Genomic DNA, 18,996 nt, shown 5'->3' with positions numbered 1-18,996 from the left:
GTGCGGGTGAGGTCGTTAATTCGATTTCCTTCAGCGCGATCGCCCCTCGCTAGCACCCAGTTGCCACTGCTGCATCCAAGACCGCCACATACTTAATAAGAATAGGGTTGTACTCCCTAGTTTACTGTGGAGATTGGAGAGCGGGGTTGCTGGCTGGAATTGCAAATTATGGTTAAATCACTCCCAAAACGAAAGCAGCGGCGAGGCATACGGCCTTGGCTGGTGTCGCTGTTGTTGGCGGCACTGATGGTTGGCGGTGGGCTGTTCAGTTGGTACCATTGGCGATCGCCTTCGCCCCTTTACACGCTGACTGTTGAAGCGCCGCCCCAAAGTCCGCAAGAGTTAAAGCAATGGGCAGAGTCTGCGGATCCCCTCAAGCGCGATCGCGCCCGCTATCTTTTGGCCGTAGAAAGCCTGAGTCAACAGCAACCCCAAGCTGCCCTGCAGTGGCTCCAAGATCTTGAGCAGACTTACCGTCCCATGGCCGCACCCATTCTCCTGCTGCGAGCGGAGGCCTATCGGCAACGGGGAGATAACCGCAAGGCGAAGGAAACGTGGGAACAGTTGCTGCGGGAGTATGGCAGTGAACCTGAAGCGGCAGTGGCACTCCTGAGCCTCAATCAACCGCAAAAGGCGATCGAACGCTTTCCACAGCATCCTGCCGTCGTCAACTATGTGGCGCAACAGTTAGAGAAAAATCCCGATCAAGTGCCCTACCTGAAGCTGGTGGCACGCCACGGCCTCTTTCTTAAGGCATACGGCACCTACCTTGAAATTTTGCGGCAGCGCTACGCCGATCAACTGACGCCCGCCGATTGGGAAGCGATCGCCTTTGGCTATTGGGAGAAAATGCAGTATGCTCGGGCAGCAGCGGCCTATGCCAAGGCACCACCAACCCCTTTGAATCTCTATCGGGTGGGCCGGGGACGTCAATTGAGTGAGGACACCTCTGGGGCGATCGCCGCCTATCAAGCCCTGATCAACCGCTTTCCCCAAAGTTCCGAAGCAGCCCTTGCCCAACTGCGCCTTGCCCGTTTAGTCAAAACACCGGCGGAGCGTCTCCCTTTGCTGGCCAAGTGTCTTCAGTTAGCGAGGCAAAATCAAGCACCCGCGATCGCTGCCGATGCCCTTCTGGCACAGTACCAAGCTCATCAGGAACTAGGCAACACCAAGGGGGCACAACAAAGCCAACAACAACTCTTCAAGACCTATCCCCAAAGCAGCGCCGCAGCGGAACTGCGCTGGCAACTGGCCCAAGGGGCTGCCCAAAAACGGCAGTGGTCTCAGGCACAACAGTGGGTTAGCGAAATTCTCAAATTGAACCCTGAGAGTGAGCTGGCACCGCGAGCCGCCTTTTGGCAAGGAAAATGGCAAGGGGAAGCAGGACAACCCCAAGGGCAACGCCAAACTTGGCAACTGGTCATAGAGCGCTATCCCCACACCTACTATGCTTGGCGAGCCGCCAGTCTGCTCAAGAAACCCGTGGGCACCTTTACAACCCTGCGACAACAGCGACCCTCAGTGGCGAGCGATCGCAAGCCCCTCCTTCCCTTGGCCACGGGGAGTGCCACCCTACGCGAACTGTACCTGCTGCGGCAGTCTCAGGAGGCTTGGCAGCGCTGGCAGTGGGAATTCCACAATCGGGTGACACCGACAGCGGCAGAACAACTCACTGATGGCCTGATTCGCCTTGGCGTTGGGGAATACCTCGATGGCATCTTTATGCTGCAAAACTTGTTTACGCGCTCAGCCAGTGAACCGGAGGTGGCAACGTTCTTTGCGCCCATTCGCCGCGATGTCCGCTTCTGGTATGCCCTTTACCCCCTGCCCTACTGGGAATTAGTGGAAAAGTGGTCCCTAGCTCGCAACTTAAATCCTCTATTGGTGATGGCCTTGATTCGCCAAGAATCTCGCTTTGAAAAGCAGATCCGCTCAGTGGTGGGGGCAACGGGGTTGATGCAGTTGATGCCAGAGACGGCTGCTTGGATTGCCGAAAAGTTGAACCTAGAGAGCTATTCCCTTGTGGATCCAGAGGACAATATCCGCTTGGGCACATGGTACGTTGACTACACCCACAATCAGTACAATCAAAACACGCTCTTAGCCTTGGCCAGTTACAATGCCGGGCCGGGAAATGTCAATCAGTGGTTGCAGCGTTTTGATATGACCGATGGCGATCGCTTTGTGGAATCGATTCCCTTTTCTGAGACCTATGGCTATGTCAAGAATGTCTTGGAGAACTACTGGAACTACTGGCAACTGTATGCCCAGCCCTAGGAAAAATCGTCTATTCTCATAAAAAGGCACGGGACTGCGTCATGGATCAAGATATTCCTGTTGCGGAGCGGCTACAACCAATCACTCAGGGCAAAGTAGAACCTCGGCGAGGGGGGTGGGCGATCGCCAGCACCCTTGTCCTTGTGGGGCTAATGGGCGTGGGAGCCGTGTGGTTCCTCAATCGTCCCACGGAATCGCCAACGGCTACGGAAACGGAGCCAACGCTAACGCCAACAGAAAATCTGCTGGGACATCTGCCCTATGAAGAGGCGCCCCTCTCAGAACTTGAAGCGGTGAGTGCCGATGGCCAAATTAAATTACGGCGAGCCGCAGCAGAACGGTTCCGGGCGATGGTCGCCGCCGCGCAGCAGGAGGGGGTGGTGTTGATGCCCCTCTCTGGATTTCGCTCCAAACAGGATCAGGACTATCTTTTTTTTGAGGTCAAGGAGCAACGGGCACAACGGGCAAGTGAGCGGGCATTGGTGAGTGCGCCCCCCGGCTATAGCGAACACCATACGGGCTATGCCATTGATATTGGCGATGGCAGTCGGCCAGACACCCATCTCAAGGAGACTTTTGAGGACACCCCCGCCTTTCGCTGGCTGGAAAAAAATGCAGCGCGTTTTAGTTTTGAACTGTCCTTTCCCCGTCATAACCCGCAGGGGGTGAGTTATGAGCCTTGGCACTGGCGATTCGTTGGCGATCGCCACAGTTTGCAAACCTTCTACAGAGCACGACAACTCACACTGAGGGATCAGCCATGAGGGGATTTGCCCATCGCGCGGTTTTAGTGACAGGCGGCACAGGCGGACTCGGTCAAGGGGTAGTGCCGGTTCTCCTCAGTCAAGGCTATACGCTGACGGTGCCCTACATTGATGCGGCTGCCCGAGACGCCCTCGAAAAGCAATTGGCGGCAGCGGAGTTGGCCAACGTGCGGTTTGTGGCAGCGGATTTGAACAATGAAAGTGAAGTGGCCGCTCTCGTGGAGCGCATGCCGCAATTGGATGCCGTGGTTCACCTTGTCGGTGGCTTTAGCATGGGCGCAACGGCACAATTTGCCCTCAGTGATTGGCAGCAGAGTTTTCGCCTCAATGTCGAGACCACCTTCTTGGTTTGTAAGCACGCCCTCAAACGTATGCAGACTCAGCAATATGGGCGCATTGTCACCATTGGCTCACGGGGTGCAGTTGAACCAGCGGCTGAACTGGCTGCCTATTGTGCTGCTAAAGCCGCAGTCGTGGCCTTCACGCGGGCGATCGCTGCCGAAACCAAAGGCAAAAACATTACCGCCAATGTCATCCTTCCCAGCATTATCGATACCCCTGCCAATCGGGCAGCGATGGGCGAAGCGCAAGCGGTCAATTGGGTGAGTCCTCGGGCGATCGGTGACCTGATTGCCTATCTCATTTCCGAGGGAGCGGCTGCGATCAGTGGTGCCGTGATTCCCATCTATGGCAATGCCTAGAGCGAGTTGCCATGTTCTTTATCATTTTGCTCATTCTTCTTTGTACGGTCACCCATCTCTTTACGGAGGTGCTAGTTTTAACTCCCCTAGAGGTGTTGCGCTCCATTCATATTCCTGCAATTGTCCTTTGGGGCGGCCTGATCCTACTCTTGGCATGGATCATGGGCGATTAGCGCCCGACACCTGAACGACCGTTTGGCTAAATTCGGCAATTTGGGCAGCCGCCACTTCTAAACAGGGGCGATCGCGCACGAGGGCAAAGCGCACATACCCCTCTCCCCCTTGACCAAAGCCAGAGCCTGGAGCGGCGGCAATCCCTGTTGCCTTAACAAGGGCTTGGCAAAATCCCAGGGAATCCCGCTGCCAAGGGTCAGGGAGTTTTGCCCACACGTACATTGTCGCTGGCGGGAGGGGCACCGGCCAGCCATGGTCGCAAAGCGCTTGGACAAAGGTATCACGCCGCTGGCGAAAGATCTGCCGCGTTTGCTGGACACAGGTTTGATCTCCCGTGAGGGCGGCAATCGCACCCCGCAGGATGCCAGCGTATTGGTTAAAATCAATCACCGATTTAATTTGGCGCAGGGCAGCAATAATGTCGGCACGGCCAATGGCAAAGCCAATGCGAAACCCACCCATGTTGTAGGACTTAGACAGGCTATAGAATTCAATGCCCACTTGGCGATCGCGATCCACTTCAAAGATCGAGGGTGCCCGCTCCGCATCAAAGACGAGATCAATGTAGGGAAAATCATGCACCAGTAAAATCCCGTGGCGATCGCAAAACTCAACTGCTGTCTTGAAAAAGTCCAAGGGCGCAACCGCCGTGGTGGGATTGTGGGGATAGCTGAGAATGAGAAGTTTGGCCTGCTCTCGCACCGGCAACGGAATGGCCTCTAAATCCGGCAAAAAGTGATTTTCTGCCCGCAAGCGCAAGGGATACAGTTGTCCCCCCGCAAGATACACCCCCCCCGCATGGGAGGGATACCCCGGATCAAGCACTAGCGCATACTCTTGGGGATTCATCACTGCAAGGGGCAAGTGCGCCGTCCCCTCCTGTGAACCAATCAGCGTCAGCACTTCCCGCTCGGGATCTACCCTGAGGCCAAAGCGGCGTTCAAACCAAGTGGCCACTGCCTGTCGAAAGGCCGCTGTACTGGCAAAGAGTTGATAGCCGTAGGTACTGGCATCACGCACCGAGGCTTCAATGGCTGCAAGAATATGATCCGCTACCGGTAGATCTGCAGACCCCAAGGAGAGATCAACAATTGGCTGTCCCGTGGCCGCCACCGCCGCCTTAGCCCGATCCATGGCGTCAAAGACATTGCCTTGGAAATACCGCAGGCGATCGGCCAGCTTCATGCTGCCACCTCCACCTCACTGGAGAGCAAGGCCTCGACAAATTCAAAACTGGAAAAGGGGCGCAGATCCTTAATGCCCTCGCCCGCACCAATGAAGCGAATCGGTAGTCCCAATTCCTGCACTACCGCCAAGGCCACTCCCCCTTTGGCCGTCCCGTCCAGCTTGGTTAAGATCACGCCAGTGAGTTGCGCCGCTTCTGCAAACACCTGTGCTTGGCGCAAGCCATTTTGGCCGAGGGTGGCATCGAGAACCAGTAGCGATTCAATTTGAGCATCACCCGCTTTTTTATCAATGATGCGACGGATTTTCTTGAGTTCCTCCATCAGGTTGGCCTTGTTTTGCAAGCGGCCAGCGGTATCCACTAGCAGCAATTCTGTGCCTCGGGCTTGGGCAGCGCCAATGGCATCAAAGACCACAGCAGCAGGATCGGTATTTTTGCCGGGGTTGGCAATCACCTCGACATCGGAGCGCTGTCCCCAAATTTTCACCTGCTCCGTGGCAGCTGCCCGAAAGGTATCTGCCGCTGCAATCAGACAGCGATAGCCTGACTGGGTGGCAATGTGGGCCAGTTTACCAATGGTGGTGGTTTTGCCAACGCCGTTGACACCGGCAATCAACCAGATATTCAGCGTGCCTTTTTTCGGAGCAAAGTCGCGGCGGTAGCCGGCTTCAAAGGGGCGATCGAGAATGTCCCGCAGAATTTCCTTCAGGTAGGCGATCGCCTGATCGGCAGGGAGTGTTTCTTGGCGAATTTTTGTTTGCAGCGCCGCAATAATCTGATCCGTGGCCTTGACCCCCACATCCGACTGCAACAGCAGCATCTCAATTTCTTCGACGGCATCCCGACTTAAGGGGCCTTGGCCGACGATCGCCCGCAGTTGATGTACTAGGCCACGACGGGTTTTGCCCAGACCTTGGCGCAGACGTTGCAACCAAGTAATTTCCTCAATATCCACCTCCTCTGGGCGCCGGCCTTGGGCGGCAAGCACCTCCGCCGACCACAAAAAGCCCTCATCAAGGACAAGGGAGGAGTCTAGTTCTACCGACTCAGCTTCCACAACGGGCTGGACAGGGGCAGGTTCAGCAACAGCGGTCTCTTCAGACTCGATAGAGACGGGAACGGGGGCATCATCAGCAGGCGGTGTTTCTTGAGTTTCTTCAGCGGTTTCAATGGTTTCAATCGTCGCGGCACTCTCCGATTGCTGTCGCGCTTGAATCGACTGGAGTGCCGTTTTTGCCCAGTTGAGGATGCCGGGGGAAGCAGTGGATTCAGTTGTAGATTGCGGGGATTCTGCGGATGGCGCTGCCGTTGGGGTTTCTGCAGGGGGCGATGGCTCCTCACCACTGCCACCAAACTTGCGTCGAAACCAATTAAAAACCATGGCCTATCCTCTGTGCGACTGAACTTGCCTATTTTCCAGAATAGCCTTGATTTTCGTGTAAAAAGGCTTGCAGGCGATCGCCCACCGTGCGACTCAAAGCTGGATGACACACCACTAGGGGCGGCCAATGCTGCACATCGGCGCGATTGTAGCGGGGCAACTCACCATTGGCATAGGTAAAGGCTCCCCCCGCCTCCTGCATGATCAAATCCGGTGCCGCTAAATCCCAGTCCTTCGGGGCACTGCGCCCTGTGAGGTTGACGTACAGATCTGCATCCCCTTGGCAAATACTCGCCGTTTTACAGCCCATACTCCCCATCGGAATTTGCTGTACGCATCCTAGGGTTCTTAAAAAGGCCTGTAGGCGCTCTCCGCCGTGGCTCCGACTCATCACCACCCGCAACGACTGCCCCTCAGTGGGGGGTTGTACCCGCAGTCGCGTCGCACCTTGGCGCGTCTCTCGATAGGCACCTGCACCGGCAATGGCAGTGTAGATCACCTCCTGCTCTGGCCAGACGACAGCGGCTAAACAAGGGCGATGTTCATGGACAAGGGCAACGTGAATCGCATACTCCCCCCTTTGCTGCAAAAAGTCGTAGGTGCCATCGAGGGGGTCAATGATCCACTGGTAGGGCTGGGGCAAGGGCTGCCCTGGGGTGTAGGTCTCTTCGGTTAAATAACCAAACTGCGTCGGCGGAAAATGAGCTTGGAGGGCGTGGCGCAAAAAGCAATCAACCGTTTCATCGGCAAGGGTGACAGGATCACCGCCTTTGTCCTGCACCGCTAGATCCTGCACCTGACGGTAAAACTGGCGCAGTTGCTCAAGGGCTTGCCAAAGAAGCGGGCGCAGGGTGGCAAGGGTATTCTCAAGATCAAGGGCGGGGGACATCTAGGCTGCCTCAAGGGAAAGACCACGGGGAATCGCGGCAATTAGCGTGCGAGTATAGTCGTGCTGTGGCTGTTGGTAAACGGTTTCCGCGTCACCCATTTCCACAATTTCGCCATTGTACATAACCATGAGGCGATCGCTCATGAATTTCACCACACTGAGATCGTGGGAAATGAAGAGGTAGGTCAGTTGAAACTCCCGCTGGAGTTCTTTGAGCAAATTCAGGACTTGCGCCTGCACCGACACATCCAAGGCCGACACTGACTCATCACAAACGACAAACTCAGGATTCAAGGCCAAGGCACGGGCAATACAAATTCGCTGCCGCTGCCCCCCGGAAAATTCATGGGGATAGCGATTCTGGGCTTGGGGGTCAATGCCCACCCGTTCAAGGAGATAGGCCACCCGCTCTTGGTGTTGCCGTCGCGACTGATGACGGCGGTGAATCCGCAGGGGTTCTGCCACCAACTCGCCAATGGTCATGCGGGGATCTAGGGAACTATAGGGGTCTTGGAAAATGAGTTGCATCCGTTGCCGCAGGGAACGCAATTGGCGAGGCGATAAATGGCTGATGTCGCGATCGCCAAAGATAATTTTTCCCTGTGCGGGTTCTAGGAGGCGCAAGAGGGTCCGTCCCAGTGTTGTTTTGCCACAGCCCGATTCCCCCACCAAGCCAAGGGTCTCCCCGGCGCGAATCGTAAACGAGACATCCCTGACGGCAGTGACAAAGCGCTGCTTGCCCGCCACGGGATACTTGACCCAGAGATGTTCAACCCGCACCAAGGGGGGTTGGCTCGCCAAATGCGCCAAGCGTTCCTGCTGCTGCGCTGCGGAAATCACTTCTAATCGCGGGGGCGTGGCCGCTAGAAAATCCGCCACTGTTGGCAGAATCGCCAGACGCTGATCCAAGCGGGGACGACAAGCCAGTAGCCCCTTGGTATACGGATGTTGGGGGTGACGAAAGACCTGCTGAACTGTCCCCGATTCAACAATTTGCCCTTGGTACATGACAACGACCTGATCCGCCAATTCCGCAATCAGATTCAAATCATGGCTGACAAAAATCAATGAGAGAGGGTACTGCTGCTGCAACTCCCGCAACAGCCGTAGGATCGCCGCTTGGACAGTGACATCGAGGGCAGTGGTGGGTTCATCGGCAATTAAAAGCGCTGGCGAAGCGGCCATGGCCATGGCAATCATGACCCGCTGAATCTGTCCCCCAGAGAGTTGGTGCGGATAGCGACGGAGAAACCGCTTTTTCTCCTCTAGGGGGGCTGCCGCTTTGAGAAGATGCACCTGCTCAAGGAGAGCGATCGCCCGCTGTTGACATTGCCCTTGGGGCAGTCGTTGCTGCGGATCAATGGCCTCTGCCAGTTGAAAGCCAATGGAATAGACCGGATTGAGAGAACTCATCGGTTCTTGGAAGACCATACTGATTTGGCGACCCCGAATCTGTTGCATTTGGCGGGGGGTGCAGCGCAGCAAGTCAATGGCCTCCCCCTCTGGCTCTGGCTGAAACCACGCTTCGCCGTGGCTGATCTGTCCCGGCGGCAGGAGTAACTGCAAAAGTGCCAAACAGGTCACCGACTTCCCTGACCCCGACTCACCGACAATGCCAAGGGTCTGACCCCGCTCCAAGCGAAAGGAAATGCCATCCACTGCCCGTAGGGTTTGATCGGCTTGGCGAAAGTCAACGGTAAGTGCTTCCACACGCAAAAGGGGTGATGACATCACAGGGCAAACCAACTCGGAATAATCCTAGAATAGAGGCGATTCTGACACTTAGGCATGGAGTTGATCTTTTTTGGGGTTGGCCTGCTGTTGGGGCTAATGGTCTGGTTCTGGCAGTGGCAGCAAGTGCGACACGCTTTGGAGACGCTCCTTGAGCAGTACGCGGCTCGCCCCTTCAAATCCTCACCGTGGCAACGCTTGCGAACCCTACTCAGCCAACAGCTTCAGGAACAGGAACGCTGCCGTCAGAAAATGCTGCGCTGTCAAACGCTCCTTGAATATGCCCCCATTGCCTATTTGGAGGTGGATGAGGCCAATTGCGTGGTCTGCTGTAACGAAGCGGCGCGATCGCTCCTTGGTTTGGTGCATCCCGAAGGCCGCCTTGTTTTGGAACTGGTGCGCTCCTATGAATTGGACTGTCTCATCCAAGAGGTGCGCCAAGAGGAAACGATGCGGGAGCAGGAATGGCTCTATGCCTACCTCACACCGACGGGGCAAACCAAGCGCAAACCCCTGCGGGCACGGGGACTCTGCCTTGGCGAGGGGCATGTGGGTGTATTTATTGAGGACTGCGAAGAGGTGGTGCGGCTGCGGGATGAGCGCGATCGCTGGGCAGCGGATGTCGCCCATGAACTGAAAACCCCCTTGACCTCCCTGCGCTTGGTGACTGAAACCCTACAACAACGGGTGCCGGAGTCCTTACGGGATTGGGTCGATCGCCTCCTTGAGGAAATTATTCGCCTCAGCCTCCTTGTTCAAGAACTCCTAGAGTTAAACCGCCTGAGTCACACTCCCGCCGATAGCCTTGAGCGGCATCCCCTTGACCTTGTCCAACTCATTGATACTGCGTGGCAATCCCTCGCCCCCCTCGCTGCGGCTAAAAACATTCACCACGAGTACACAGGCCCAGAGCAATTTTCCTACTGCGGCAATGAATCGCAACTGTTTCGGCTCCTGGTCAATCTTTATGACAACGCCATTAAATACGGCCCTGTGGGTGGTCAAGTGCTGACGCGGCTGCTGAGCGATCGCGAGGGGGGCTATCTGTGTCTCGAAGTCATTGATACGGGCAGTGGCTTTCCCCCCAAGGACTTACCCTATGTGTTTGAACGCTTTTATCGGGCACAGGCACGGCGGCATCGCTTTGTGATTCCTACGGATAGTGAAGGGCGGATGCCCCCCGTCGGTAGTGGTAGTGGCCTAGGATTAGCCATTGCTCGCCAAATTGTTGAATGCCATGGCGGCTATATGCAGGCGGCGAATCATCCCGACTATGGCGGCGCATGGTTGCGTATTTATCTGCCTCTGACTTCGCTATAGTTCCTTGGCGACCCAGCGATCGCGCCCAAGGGTCTTCGCCTCGTAGAGACACTGATCCGCCAGATGCAACAACATGGCTGGCTCATGCTCTGGAGTGGGCAGCGTCGTTGCAATCCCAAAGCTGGCCGTCAATTGCGGGCCGACTGTACTTTTTGCGTGGGTGATATTTGCCTCCGCTAGTGCCTGCTGGAGCTTTTCGACAATATGGATAGCCCCTGCTTGATCCGTACTGGGCAGCAGCAGGGCAAACTCTTCCCCACCAAAGCGCGTGGCCAAATCCCCCGCCCGCTGTAGATGACTCTCTAAAATTTGCGCCACCTGTTTGAGGATTTGATCCCCCTGCAAGTGGCCATAGTGATCGTTATAGGCCTTAAAACAGTCAATATCCAGCATCACCAAGCTCAGGGGCTGCTGCTCCCGCTGACAGCGTCGCCATTCCTTTGCAAACAGTTCATCAAAGCAGCGGCGATTGCCAATATCCGTCAGACTGTCAATGTACACCATCTGCTGCAGATTGGCATTGGCGGCTTCCAACGCGGCATACATCTCCGCCTGCTGCAGTGCTACTGTTAGGGGTTCAGCAATCCGTTGCAGTAGGAACAACTCCTCCCGCTGCCAGAGGCGAGGGCCACGACACTGGTGGGCAATTAGGAGTCCCCACAGGTTATGCCCTTGCAGCAGGGGCACTACTAGATTCGCCTGAACTTGCAAGCTACTTAGGAGCTCACGATAGCAATCCTGTAATTGCGCTTGATTGACATCGCTAATGGTCACAGTGCGTCCTTCTAGAAACCGCTGCGCTGTCTCTTTACTAAAACAGGGATCGTGAATCACTTGACCTAGGATTGAATACTGCGGCGAGGTGGTGGCTTCCACTTCCACAACGCCACTGCCATCGGCTAAAAAGCGGTAAATCAGCACGCGATCGCTCAGAAGCAGTTGTTGAATACTGGTGACTGCCCGCTGCAAAATGTCCTCTAAGCGAATGGACTGGCGAATGTCCTGAATGATTGTGCTGACAATCATTTCCCGCTCTAGGGCAGTTTTTAGCCGCTCTTCTGTGCGCTGTTGCTCCGACACATCTAACAGCACCCCATGGAGCATGTGACTCTGGGGATCTAGCTGCCCGCGATCGCTCAACCAGCGGAAACAACCATCGCGGTGTTGAATGCGATAGGTGGTACTGTAGGCACGCTGCTGCCGAATCGCCTGTTCAATATCCCGTTCCGCCAAGGCCAAATCCGGCGCTGGGATAATCTGGCGCAGATCCGGTAAATCTTGGGGAAAGTAACCCGTGAGGTGATAAATCTGATCGCTAACATAGCTAAACCGCCACAGGCGATCGCGATCGCGCCGATAGATCGCAACGGGCAAATGACTAATCAGAGTGTTATAGCGCTGTTCGCTCTCCGTAATCGCCACCGTAATCGCCTGTTGCCGTGACAGTTGCCAGCGCAGTTCCGCCGTGGCCTTATTGAGCTCTTGGGTTAGCACCTGAATCACCCCTTGAGCTTCCGTAATGTCAATGGCCGCCAAAAGATTACTTTGGGTCACAATCCCCACCATTTGACCATCATCGTCCACAACCACCACCCGCCGCACTTGGTGCTCCTTGAGGAAATGATTCACCTGCCACAAACTTTGATTGGGCTTCACGGTCAGCACGGGCTGAGACATAATACTGCCAACGGCTCCTGTGAGCACTCCCCCTTGGCCCTGTAGTGCCTCAAAAATATCCTTTTCCGTAATAATGCCGCGCGGCAGCACACCCGAGGCGGATGCCTCAGGAACCACTAAACTGGTGACCCCCCGTTCGGTCATCAGGACAGCGGCCTCCTGTAGCGAAGCTTCCGCTGCAATGGTGGCCACATCGGGTACCATCACCTCCGCCACCCGTTTAATTCGCAGGAGATCCACAGGGCGCAGGCTCTCCCGAAAGGCTTGGCGGGTCAGCAGTCCTTCAACCCGTCCCGATTCATTGACCACGGCAAGGGCATCCACGCCCAAGTAGCGAAAACGCCCTAAAATCGCCAGTGGATCATCGAGATCACTGAGGCGCAGGCAATAATCCGATGGCAGCATGATCTGGGCAGCCGTGATCGCCTGTGGCGAGTAACCCTTACCAAGGGCACGGATCACTTCCCGTTGGGTGATCAAGCCCCGAAACTGTCCCTGCTCTTCGACGACTAAACCCAATCCTTGGTTGCTTTGTAATCCTTGGAGAATCTCATTGAAGGAACCCCTTGGAGCGATCGTCACTAACTGAGCCTGTACCAAGGCTTGCAAATTTAAGCCTGAATTCAATTGCTCCATAGTGCCCCTCTTTCGCCAAGATATACTGTTAAAATAATGTCTAAAGTTGTGTCTATCGTTTTTAATCGTTCTGGCAAATAAAAACAAGACTTACAAAAGTTTGTATCACTAATTGTGATCCTTTTTACCCCGGATTAATTATTCTAATTCTATCTTGATAGTTCGTGGCAACATCAGGGATGTTGACAGGGCTGAATAAGCCCTTGTCTAAAATATGGGATGTGAGTCTCTTCTGTAGGGGCTTTCACCGTTTTGAGTATGTTCGATCCATCGCCAAAGAGCTGTCACTGGGATATTCCGCTGTTGCCGGAGAAAAGCTAGGATAGGGAATTGAATGTATTCTATTCGCTGCTGCTATGGACTAGCGAATTACTGGATCAGAGACTTTATGCGTACCTGCTGCGGGTGATTGTGACTGCGGCAGCCCCCTCAGGATTGAAGCGATGAATCCACCTGCGCCTAATCTCATTTGCCCAGAGTGTGGCACTGCAAATTCCATTCACCAAGTTGAGTGTTGCCACTGTCAGGTGCCACTCCTGAAACGCTACTTGTGGGCGATCGGTTCTGGTTTGGATCCCTACAGGGTGGGTGAACTGTTGGGCGATCGCTATCTAGTGCAAGGCAAACACTTGCTCTTAGACCTATTGCCGGGGGAGCCAGCGCCCAGTGTGGACAACACCTCCCAGCTCTACCGTCCCTATCTGCGCCTCTTTCCCAAGCGTCCCCATGTCCCGGAATTATTTGGCGCCCTTTCCCTCCCTGAAGGTGAACTGTTGCTCCTTGAGCATGCCCCCGTCAGTTGCATTGACATTGCCGATGCCAAAATTGCCCCCGGTCTCACCCATGCCGCTCCCCTCACCACCATCTGGGAGAAAGCCAATTTAGTACGCCGCCTCAACTGGTTATGGCAAATCATCTCCCTTTGGCCAGCCTTGGTGGCAGAAAATGTGGCTCTCACACTGCTCAATCCCCAGCTTTTGCGAGCCGAGGGATCCCTTGTGCGGCTGCTGCAACTGCAAGCAGGCCATAATCCCACCTTGGCTGACCTTGGCAAATTCTGGCAAACCCATTTCAGTTTTAGCGACCAAGGGGAAAACTTTCAGCAGGCCTTCACGATCCTGTGTCAACACATGCAGGATCCTCAGGAAACCACCCCTGAATTTATTCGTGACACCCTAGAGACCCTCTTTCAACAGGCTCTCGATCACCTCGGTTATGAGTACCACTACGATATTGCTAGCCGCTCCGACCAAGGGCCTAGTCGGACTCGCAATGAGGACAAATGCTTTCCAGAGCGCGATCTCACGAGCCAATCACAGGTGTTCGCCCTCGTGTGTGATGGCGTCGGGGGGCATGAAGGGGGCGATGTCGCTTCCGGTTTGGCCATTGACATTCTTGAGGAGACGCTAACCCCCCTCAAGCTGCTGGAGATGTCCCCTGCTACAGTTGAACAGGCGATTCAAACCGCTATTCGCCGCACCAATGATGCAATCAATCAACGCAATGATACGGAGCAGCGCCACGAACGCCAGCGCATGGGAACCACAGTTGTCGGTGCCCTGATTGAACACGCCCATCTTTACCTTGCCCACATTGGCGATAGCCGCGCCTACTGGATCAACCGCTGGGGCTGCTACCAGCTCACCCTCGATGACGATGTGGCCAGCCGTGATGTGCGCTTGGGGATGAGTACCTACCATCAAGCCCTTGAGCTGCCCTATGGTGGTTCCTTGGTGCAAGCGTTGGGGATGGCACCCTCCCAGCATCTGCACCCCACAGTAGAACGCTTTTTACTGGATGAAGAGGGAATTCTTTTGCTGTGTTCCGACGGCCTCAGTGATTTTAATCGTGTCGAAACCTACTGGCCACAGTACCTCCTGCCTGTGCTCCAAGGTCAGCTTGCCCTCACTGCTGCGGCCGAACAACTCATTGATCTTGCCAATCGCCTCAATGGCCATGACAATGTGACGGTGGTGCTCATTCACTGTCGGGTGAAGAATGCAGCGGGTGTCATTGACTTGGACTACAGCGATATTGTTTGTCAAGGGGAGTTGCCAGAGGTGACAGACATTACAATGGGCTACGTCCCCCCACCCGATCCAGCGGATCTCGACCTGACGGTTTCCCAGATTGTGGAACCCCCTCAACCCCAACCCAAGCCGCCGCCAGCCCAAAGGTCTCGTTTCCAAGCGTGGCTGCTACTGCTGGTGGCTGTGGGCGTTGCCACCGCTGCCCTTGGCTTTCTGGCTGTGATGACTTCTATGAATCGCTCTGTGGTAGAGCCATCCCCCTCACCGTTGACCCCACCCCAATAATGCCGAGTTCTGACGATTTTTCCCTCGACGCCTACGACTATCACCTGCCGCCGGAACGGATTGCCCAACAGCCCGTTTCTCCCCGCGATCATTCCCGCCTGATGGTGGTGGCACAGGAGACTGCTACCGATCACCACTTCTATGAGCTACCGCAACTGTTGCAACCGGGGGATTTGCTAATACTCAATGATACACGGGTGATTCCGGCACGGCTGAGGGGTCAAAAAGTGGGCGGCTCTGGCCGTACCGTTGAGGTGTTTCTTCTCGAAGAATTGAGCGATCGCCAGTGGCTAGCCCTTGTCAAACCGGGACGAAAATTGCGCCCTGGAGCCGTGATTCAAATCGGCACACTGCAAGCAACGGTACAGGCCATTGATGAGGAGACCCGAGGCCGGGTGATTGAATTTGACCTGCCGCCGGGCGATCGCCTGTGGTCCTATCTTGATCACCTAGGGGAAGTGCCCTTACCTCCCTACATTGACAACCCCATTGAAGATACTGAACAATACCAAACCGTCTATGCTCGCCGTCCCGGTGCTGTGGCTGCGCCAACCGCTGGCTTGCACTTTACCCCCGAACTCTTGAGTAAGTTGGCCTATCACGGCATTGATCATTGTTTTTTGACGCTCCACGTGGGCATTGGCACCTTTCGTCCTGTAGAGGCCAGCGATATTCGCCATCACCATCTCCACGAAGAATGGATTGAGGTACCAGCTGCTACCGTCGAGCGGATTCAGGCCGCCAAAGCTGACGGAGGACGGATTATTGCCGTCGGTACCACTGTTATTCGCTCCCTAGAAACGGCAGCCCAATCCGGCACCCTTCAGCCCTTTTGTGGCAAGAGTGATCTCTATATCTATCCGGGGTATCAGCCCAAGATAGTCGAGGGCTTCATTACCAACTTTCATCTGCCCCGCTCTAGTTTGATGATGCTCGTCAGTGCCTTTATTGGCCGCGAACGGTTGCTTCAGTTGTACCAACAGGCCATCGATCGCCAGTACCGCTTCTATTCCTTTGGCGATGCCATGCTCATTTTGCCCAGCGCTTGCCACAATACCGTTTGAGTGTGCTATCTTAAAGCCAGTTGTTTTGCAAACTACCGTTCAGGGAGATGGAGGTGATGCCCATGGCAGATAGTAGTAAACGCTTGGGTCGTCGTTTTGGAGTAGCTCAGCTCTAGGGAAGAGTTGTTCTCCATCTGTTGATTTGAAATCACACCTAGGAGGCCACTTCTCCTAGCAGTTGATACCCACGATAACCACCAGACCGCTCCTAAGGCCTTCCTTGGGGGCGGATGGCTTTTTAGGGGCATGTTGGGGGCGTCTGAGCGATAGTGTAGTTTTGTGACTAGGCATTAAAAAACATTTCAGATGCTGGGTGGCGAATGGGGTAGCGATCTATAGTAGGGGCAACCGGAACATCGCCATTATTGGCCAGAGAAGACAAATTGAGAGTGGACAACGACTAATGATGGTGGACTCTGGAACTGTTGCGTTCTGAGAGCAGCCATGGCCGTTCAATTCCTACCCCAAAAAACACGGCAAAAAACGCCGCGCTTGCATCCCATTAGTGGTCCCAAGCTACTGCTAGTCGTGCTGTTGAACCTCTTTATTGCCGGCTATGTCTTTTGGGCATACCGCACTGCCCATGAGCATCAGCTCCCGACCCAACGCAATCCGATCTTCCGGAACCTGCGTTCTCGCTAGACTTGCCCTAGGCAGATTGTGACGATAGAATGAGGGATTGCTGTCTTTTTTTCAATGGGCATGAAATCCTATCTCGCTGCCGCAGTACAAATGACGAGCCAACCGAATCTTGAGGCAAATCTGGCGCAGGCAGAAGAATTGATTGAATTGGCGGTGAGACGGGGAGCAGAACTCATTGGGTTGCCAGAAAACTTTTCTTTTCTCGGTGACGATCGCGAGAAGGTCGCCCAAGCGGCAACAATCGCTGAGCGGACTGAGGCTTTTTTGAAACGCATGGCGCAGCGATTTCAGATTACCTTAGTGGGGGGTGGCTACCCAGTACCAGCAACTGCAGGCAAAGTCTATAACACAGCAGTCCTCATTGGTCCTAACGGAGAAGAATTGAGCCGTTACCAAAAGGTGCATTTATTTGATGTCGATTTGCCCGATGGCAATATCTACCACGAATCGGGCACAGTGCTAGCGGGACGGCAGTTGCCCTCTGTCTATCCCAGTAAGGAACTGGGGAATATCGGCTTGTCGGTGTGCTACGACGTTCGCTTTCCAGAACTTTACCGCGCGCTCTCCCAAGCGGGGGCAACGGTGCTGTTTGTGCCGGCGGCCTTTACCGCCTTCACGGGTAAGGATCACTGGCAAGTTCTCCTGCAAGCGCGGGCGATTGAAAATACCTGCTACGTGATTGCACCGGCTCAGACGGGAATTCACTATGCGCGGCGGCAAACCCATGGCCATGCCATGATTGTGGATCCTTGGGGAACCATTTTGGCGGATGCCGGCGATCGCCCCGGCCTCGCCATTGCGGCCATTGAACCCAGCCGCCTCGAACAGGTGCGCCAGCAAATGCCCTGCCTGCAACATCGCGTCTTTTTCTAGGTTTTGGGCAAATTCTGCAATAAATCGTAACATGGCATACAGCCGGGGGAAGTTTCCTACGCTATCGTAGAACCATAGGTGAATCCTTGCCCTCACTCCAAACCCACTAGGAGAGTATCTATGGATAGCGTTACGGTTCCCAATCCGCAAGCCTCCGCCGAGGTTTGGAACTCCCTGAAGCGGGCGATCGCCCACAGTTCGGGTTTTCAGCGTTGGCTCAGTGAAAAGCAGGCCAGTGTTGTCGTTGAGCAGCCCACGGATCTCGATGCTTGCGTTACCGCTTACCTGCGTCAGGCTCTCGAAACCCTTGCCTATTAAAAATTGGTAAGAATTGTAAGCCTTGCCCTTCTACGAGCAGCATTCTGACTCCTGAGGTCACAGATTACCCTCACGGTGCATTCCTTGGGGGGGTTGATATTCGAGGTTGGGGCAACCCTATCCTTTGGCGTTCCCTTGGTTATAGTGGTAAAGTGCCAGCCCCCAAGGTGCATATGATTGAAGGCCCGTGGATCCATAAGTTTATTGTCTCCAATGGGATTCGCCTCCACTATGTCACCCAAGGAGAAGGGGAGTTAGTGCTGCTGCTCCATGGCTTTCCCGAGTTTTGGTACTCTTGGCGACATCAAATTCCTGTCTTGGCGGAAAAGCACAAAGTCGTTGCCCTAGATTTGCGCGGCTATAATCTCAGCGATAAACCCCAAGATACCGCTAGCTATGTTCTTGACGAGTTAATTCTCGACATTGTTGGTGTCATTGACGGCCTTGGCTATCGGCGCTGTCATTTGGTGGGGCATGATTGGGGAGGGATGGTGGCTTGGGGCGTGGCCTATGCGGTGCCGCAGCGGATTCAAACCTTGAGTGTCCTAGCCTGTCCGCATCCAGCAATGTTCCACCAGTTGAGTTTGGAGCAATGGTTGCGCAGTAGCTATATGCTGCTGTTTCAACTGCCTTGGCTGCCGGAGCTGCTCTTGGAGTGGGGGAGCTATGGAGCAGTTGCCCAAATCTTTCGCTGGGCAGCGGTGAACCAACAGGCAATTCGGGCGGCGGACATTGCCCGCTATCAGGATGCGGCCGCCCAACGAGGTGCCCTATCGGGAATGCTCAACTACTACCGCGCCGGGTTGCAAAGTCTCTGGAGTCGGGAGTGGGGGGTTCTCGAGGTACCGACGCTGATGCTCTGGGGGCGGCAAGACCCCACCTTGGGCATTGAACTCACCTACGGCACGGAAGCCTACGTCAAGGAACTGAAAATTCAATACTTGGACTACTGTGGCCACTTTGTGCAGCAGGAGCAACCTGATTTGGTCAATGAGTATTTGCTAGAGTGGCTAGAGACCGTTTCTGCTGCCCTAAATTAGACCTAAAC

At 55.0% G+C, this 18,996-nt stretch carries 16 protein-coding genes; 11 read left to right on the top strand and 5 right to left on the bottom strand.

What is annotated here, in order from left to right; genetic code table 11:
- The first annotated feature begins 168 nt into the window (after nucleotides 1-168).
- The 4 genes from RHJ02_RS04840 to RHJ02_RS04825 are packed head-to-tail and all read left to right on the top strand — an operon-like array spanning nucleotide 169 to nucleotide 3,915.
- On the top strand, nucleotides 169-2,277 hold the full coding sequence (locus tag RHJ02_RS04840) for a transglycosylase SLT domain-containing protein (protein WP_206201308.1): 2,109 nt from the start codon (nucleotides 169-171) through the stop codon (nucleotides 2,275-2,277).
- Nucleotides 2,278-2,318: 41 nt separating this feature from the next.
- Nucleotides 2,319-3,041, top strand: a complete 723-nt coding sequence (locus tag RHJ02_RS04835) for a D-alanyl-D-alanine carboxypeptidase family protein (RefSeq protein ID WP_310800517.1) — start codon at nucleotides 2,319-2,321, stop codon at nucleotides 3,039-3,041.
- Nucleotides 3,038-3,742, top strand: a complete 705-nt coding sequence (fabG, locus tag RHJ02_RS04830; protein ID WP_206201306.1) for a 3-oxoacyl-ACP reductase FabG — start codon at nucleotides 3,038-3,040, stop codon at nucleotides 3,740-3,742. The genes RHJ02_RS04835 and fabG overlap by 4 nt, the downstream gene beginning before the upstream one ends.
- An 11-nt stretch (nucleotides 3,743-3,753) precedes the next feature.
- Nucleotides 3,754-3,915: a hypothetical protein gene (locus RHJ02_RS04825; RefSeq protein ID WP_190278145.1), complete on the top strand. Its 162-nt coding sequence runs from the start codon at nucleotides 3,754-3,756 to the stop codon at nucleotides 3,913-3,915.
- On the opposite strand, the gene RHJ02_RS04820 is transcribed toward RHJ02_RS04825, so the two are convergent.
- From RHJ02_RS04820 to RHJ02_RS04805, 4 genes are read right to left on the bottom strand one after another with little or no spacing between them, the layout of a single operon-like run.
- Nucleotides 3,902-5,101, bottom strand: a complete 1,200-nt coding sequence (locus tag RHJ02_RS04820) for an LL-diaminopimelate aminotransferase (RefSeq protein WP_206201305.1) — start codon at nucleotides 5,099-5,101, stop codon at nucleotides 3,902-3,904. The two genes, RHJ02_RS04825 and RHJ02_RS04820, sit on opposite strands and share 14 nt — an antisense overlap.
- The gene (gene ftsY, locus RHJ02_RS04815; RefSeq protein WP_310743467.1) at nucleotides 5,098-6,483 is read right to left on the bottom strand and encodes a signal recognition particle-docking protein FtsY; all 1,386 of its coding nucleotides are present in this window, start codon (nucleotides 6,481-6,483) and stop codon (nucleotides 5,098-5,100) included. Before ftsY ends, RHJ02_RS04820 begins: the two co-directional genes overlap by 4 nt.
- Nucleotides 6,484-6,511: 28 nt before the next feature.
- Nucleotides 6,512-7,372 carry a 3'(2'),5'-bisphosphate nucleotidase CysQ gene (locus RHJ02_RS04810; RefSeq protein WP_310743466.1) on the bottom strand — a complete coding sequence of 287 codons (861 nt, stop codon included), beginning with the start codon at nucleotides 7,370-7,372 and terminating at the stop codon, nucleotides 6,512-6,514.
- Nucleotides 7,373-9,103 carry an ABC transporter ATP-binding protein gene (locus RHJ02_RS04805; protein ID WP_310800516.1) on the bottom strand — a complete coding sequence of 577 codons (1,731 nt, stop codon included), beginning with the start codon at nucleotides 9,101-9,103 and terminating at the stop codon, nucleotides 7,373-7,375.
- Nucleotides 9,104-9,160: 57 nt separating this feature from the next.
- Here RHJ02_RS04805 and RHJ02_RS04800 point away from each other — a divergent pair, with 57 nt between their 5' ends.
- Nucleotides 9,161-10,423, top strand: a complete 1,263-nt coding sequence (locus RHJ02_RS04800) for a PAS domain-containing sensor histidine kinase (protein ID WP_206201301.1) — start codon at nucleotides 9,161-9,163, stop codon at nucleotides 10,421-10,423.
- Here the strand turns inward: RHJ02_RS04800 and RHJ02_RS04795 are convergent.
- A complete protein-coding gene (locus RHJ02_RS04795; RefSeq protein ID WP_310800514.1) occupies nucleotides 10,418-12,736 on the bottom strand; it encodes a diguanylate cyclase domain-containing protein in 2,319 nt (772 codons plus the stop codon). The genes RHJ02_RS04800 and RHJ02_RS04795 overlap by 6 nt on opposite strands.
- A 443-nt stretch (nucleotides 12,737-13,179) precedes the next feature.
- On the opposite strand from RHJ02_RS04795, the gene RHJ02_RS04790 reads away from it, so the two are divergent.
- The 6 genes from RHJ02_RS04790 to RHJ02_RS04765 all read left to right on the top strand — a co-directional run bounded on the left by RHJ02_RS04790 (nucleotide 13,180) and on the right by RHJ02_RS04765 (nucleotide 18,988).
- Nucleotides 13,180-15,051 (top strand): PP2C family serine/threonine-protein phosphatase, encoded by a 1,872-nt coding sequence (locus tag RHJ02_RS04790; RefSeq protein WP_206201299.1) that lies wholly within the window; start codon nucleotides 13,180-13,182, stop codon nucleotides 15,049-15,051.
- A complete protein-coding gene (gene queA, locus RHJ02_RS04785) occupies nucleotides 15,051-16,115 on the top strand; it encodes a tRNA preQ1(34) S-adenosylmethionine ribosyltransferase-isomerase QueA (protein WP_206201298.1) in 1,065 nt (354 codons plus the stop codon). The genes RHJ02_RS04790 and queA overlap by 1 nt, the downstream gene beginning before the upstream one ends.
- 444 nt (nucleotides 16,116-16,559) lie before the next feature.
- A complete protein-coding gene (locus tag RHJ02_RS04780) occupies nucleotides 16,560-16,757 on the top strand; it encodes a hypothetical protein (protein ID WP_206201297.1) in 198 nt (65 codons plus the stop codon).
- A gap of 60 nt (nucleotides 16,758-16,817) precedes the next feature.
- Nucleotides 16,818-17,630, top strand: coding sequence for a carbon-nitrogen hydrolase family protein (locus RHJ02_RS04775; RefSeq protein ID WP_302676632.1), 813 nt, complete (start codon nucleotides 16,818-16,820; stop codon nucleotides 17,628-17,630).
- Nucleotides 17,631-17,750: 120 nt separating this feature from the next.
- A complete protein-coding gene (locus RHJ02_RS04770; protein ID WP_206201295.1) occupies nucleotides 17,751-17,948 on the top strand; it encodes a hypothetical protein in 198 nt (65 codons plus the stop codon).
- 173 nt (nucleotides 17,949-18,121) lie between these two features.
- Nucleotides 18,122-18,988 carry an alpha/beta hydrolase gene (locus tag RHJ02_RS04765; protein ID WP_310800513.1) on the top strand — a complete coding sequence of 289 codons (867 nt, stop codon included), beginning with the start codon at nucleotides 18,122-18,124 and terminating at the stop codon, nucleotides 18,986-18,988.
- Nucleotides 18,989-18,996: the final 8 nt, after the last annotated feature.

The sequence above is a fragment of the Thermosynechococcus sp. TG215 genome, from assembly GCF_031583455.1.
Classification (GTDB): Bacteria; Cyanobacteriota; Cyanobacteriia; order Thermosynechococcales; family Thermosynechococcaceae; genus Thermosynechococcus.
Note: the sequence above shows the minus strand (reverse complement) of the source record. Positions and strands in the feature narration are given on the sequence as shown.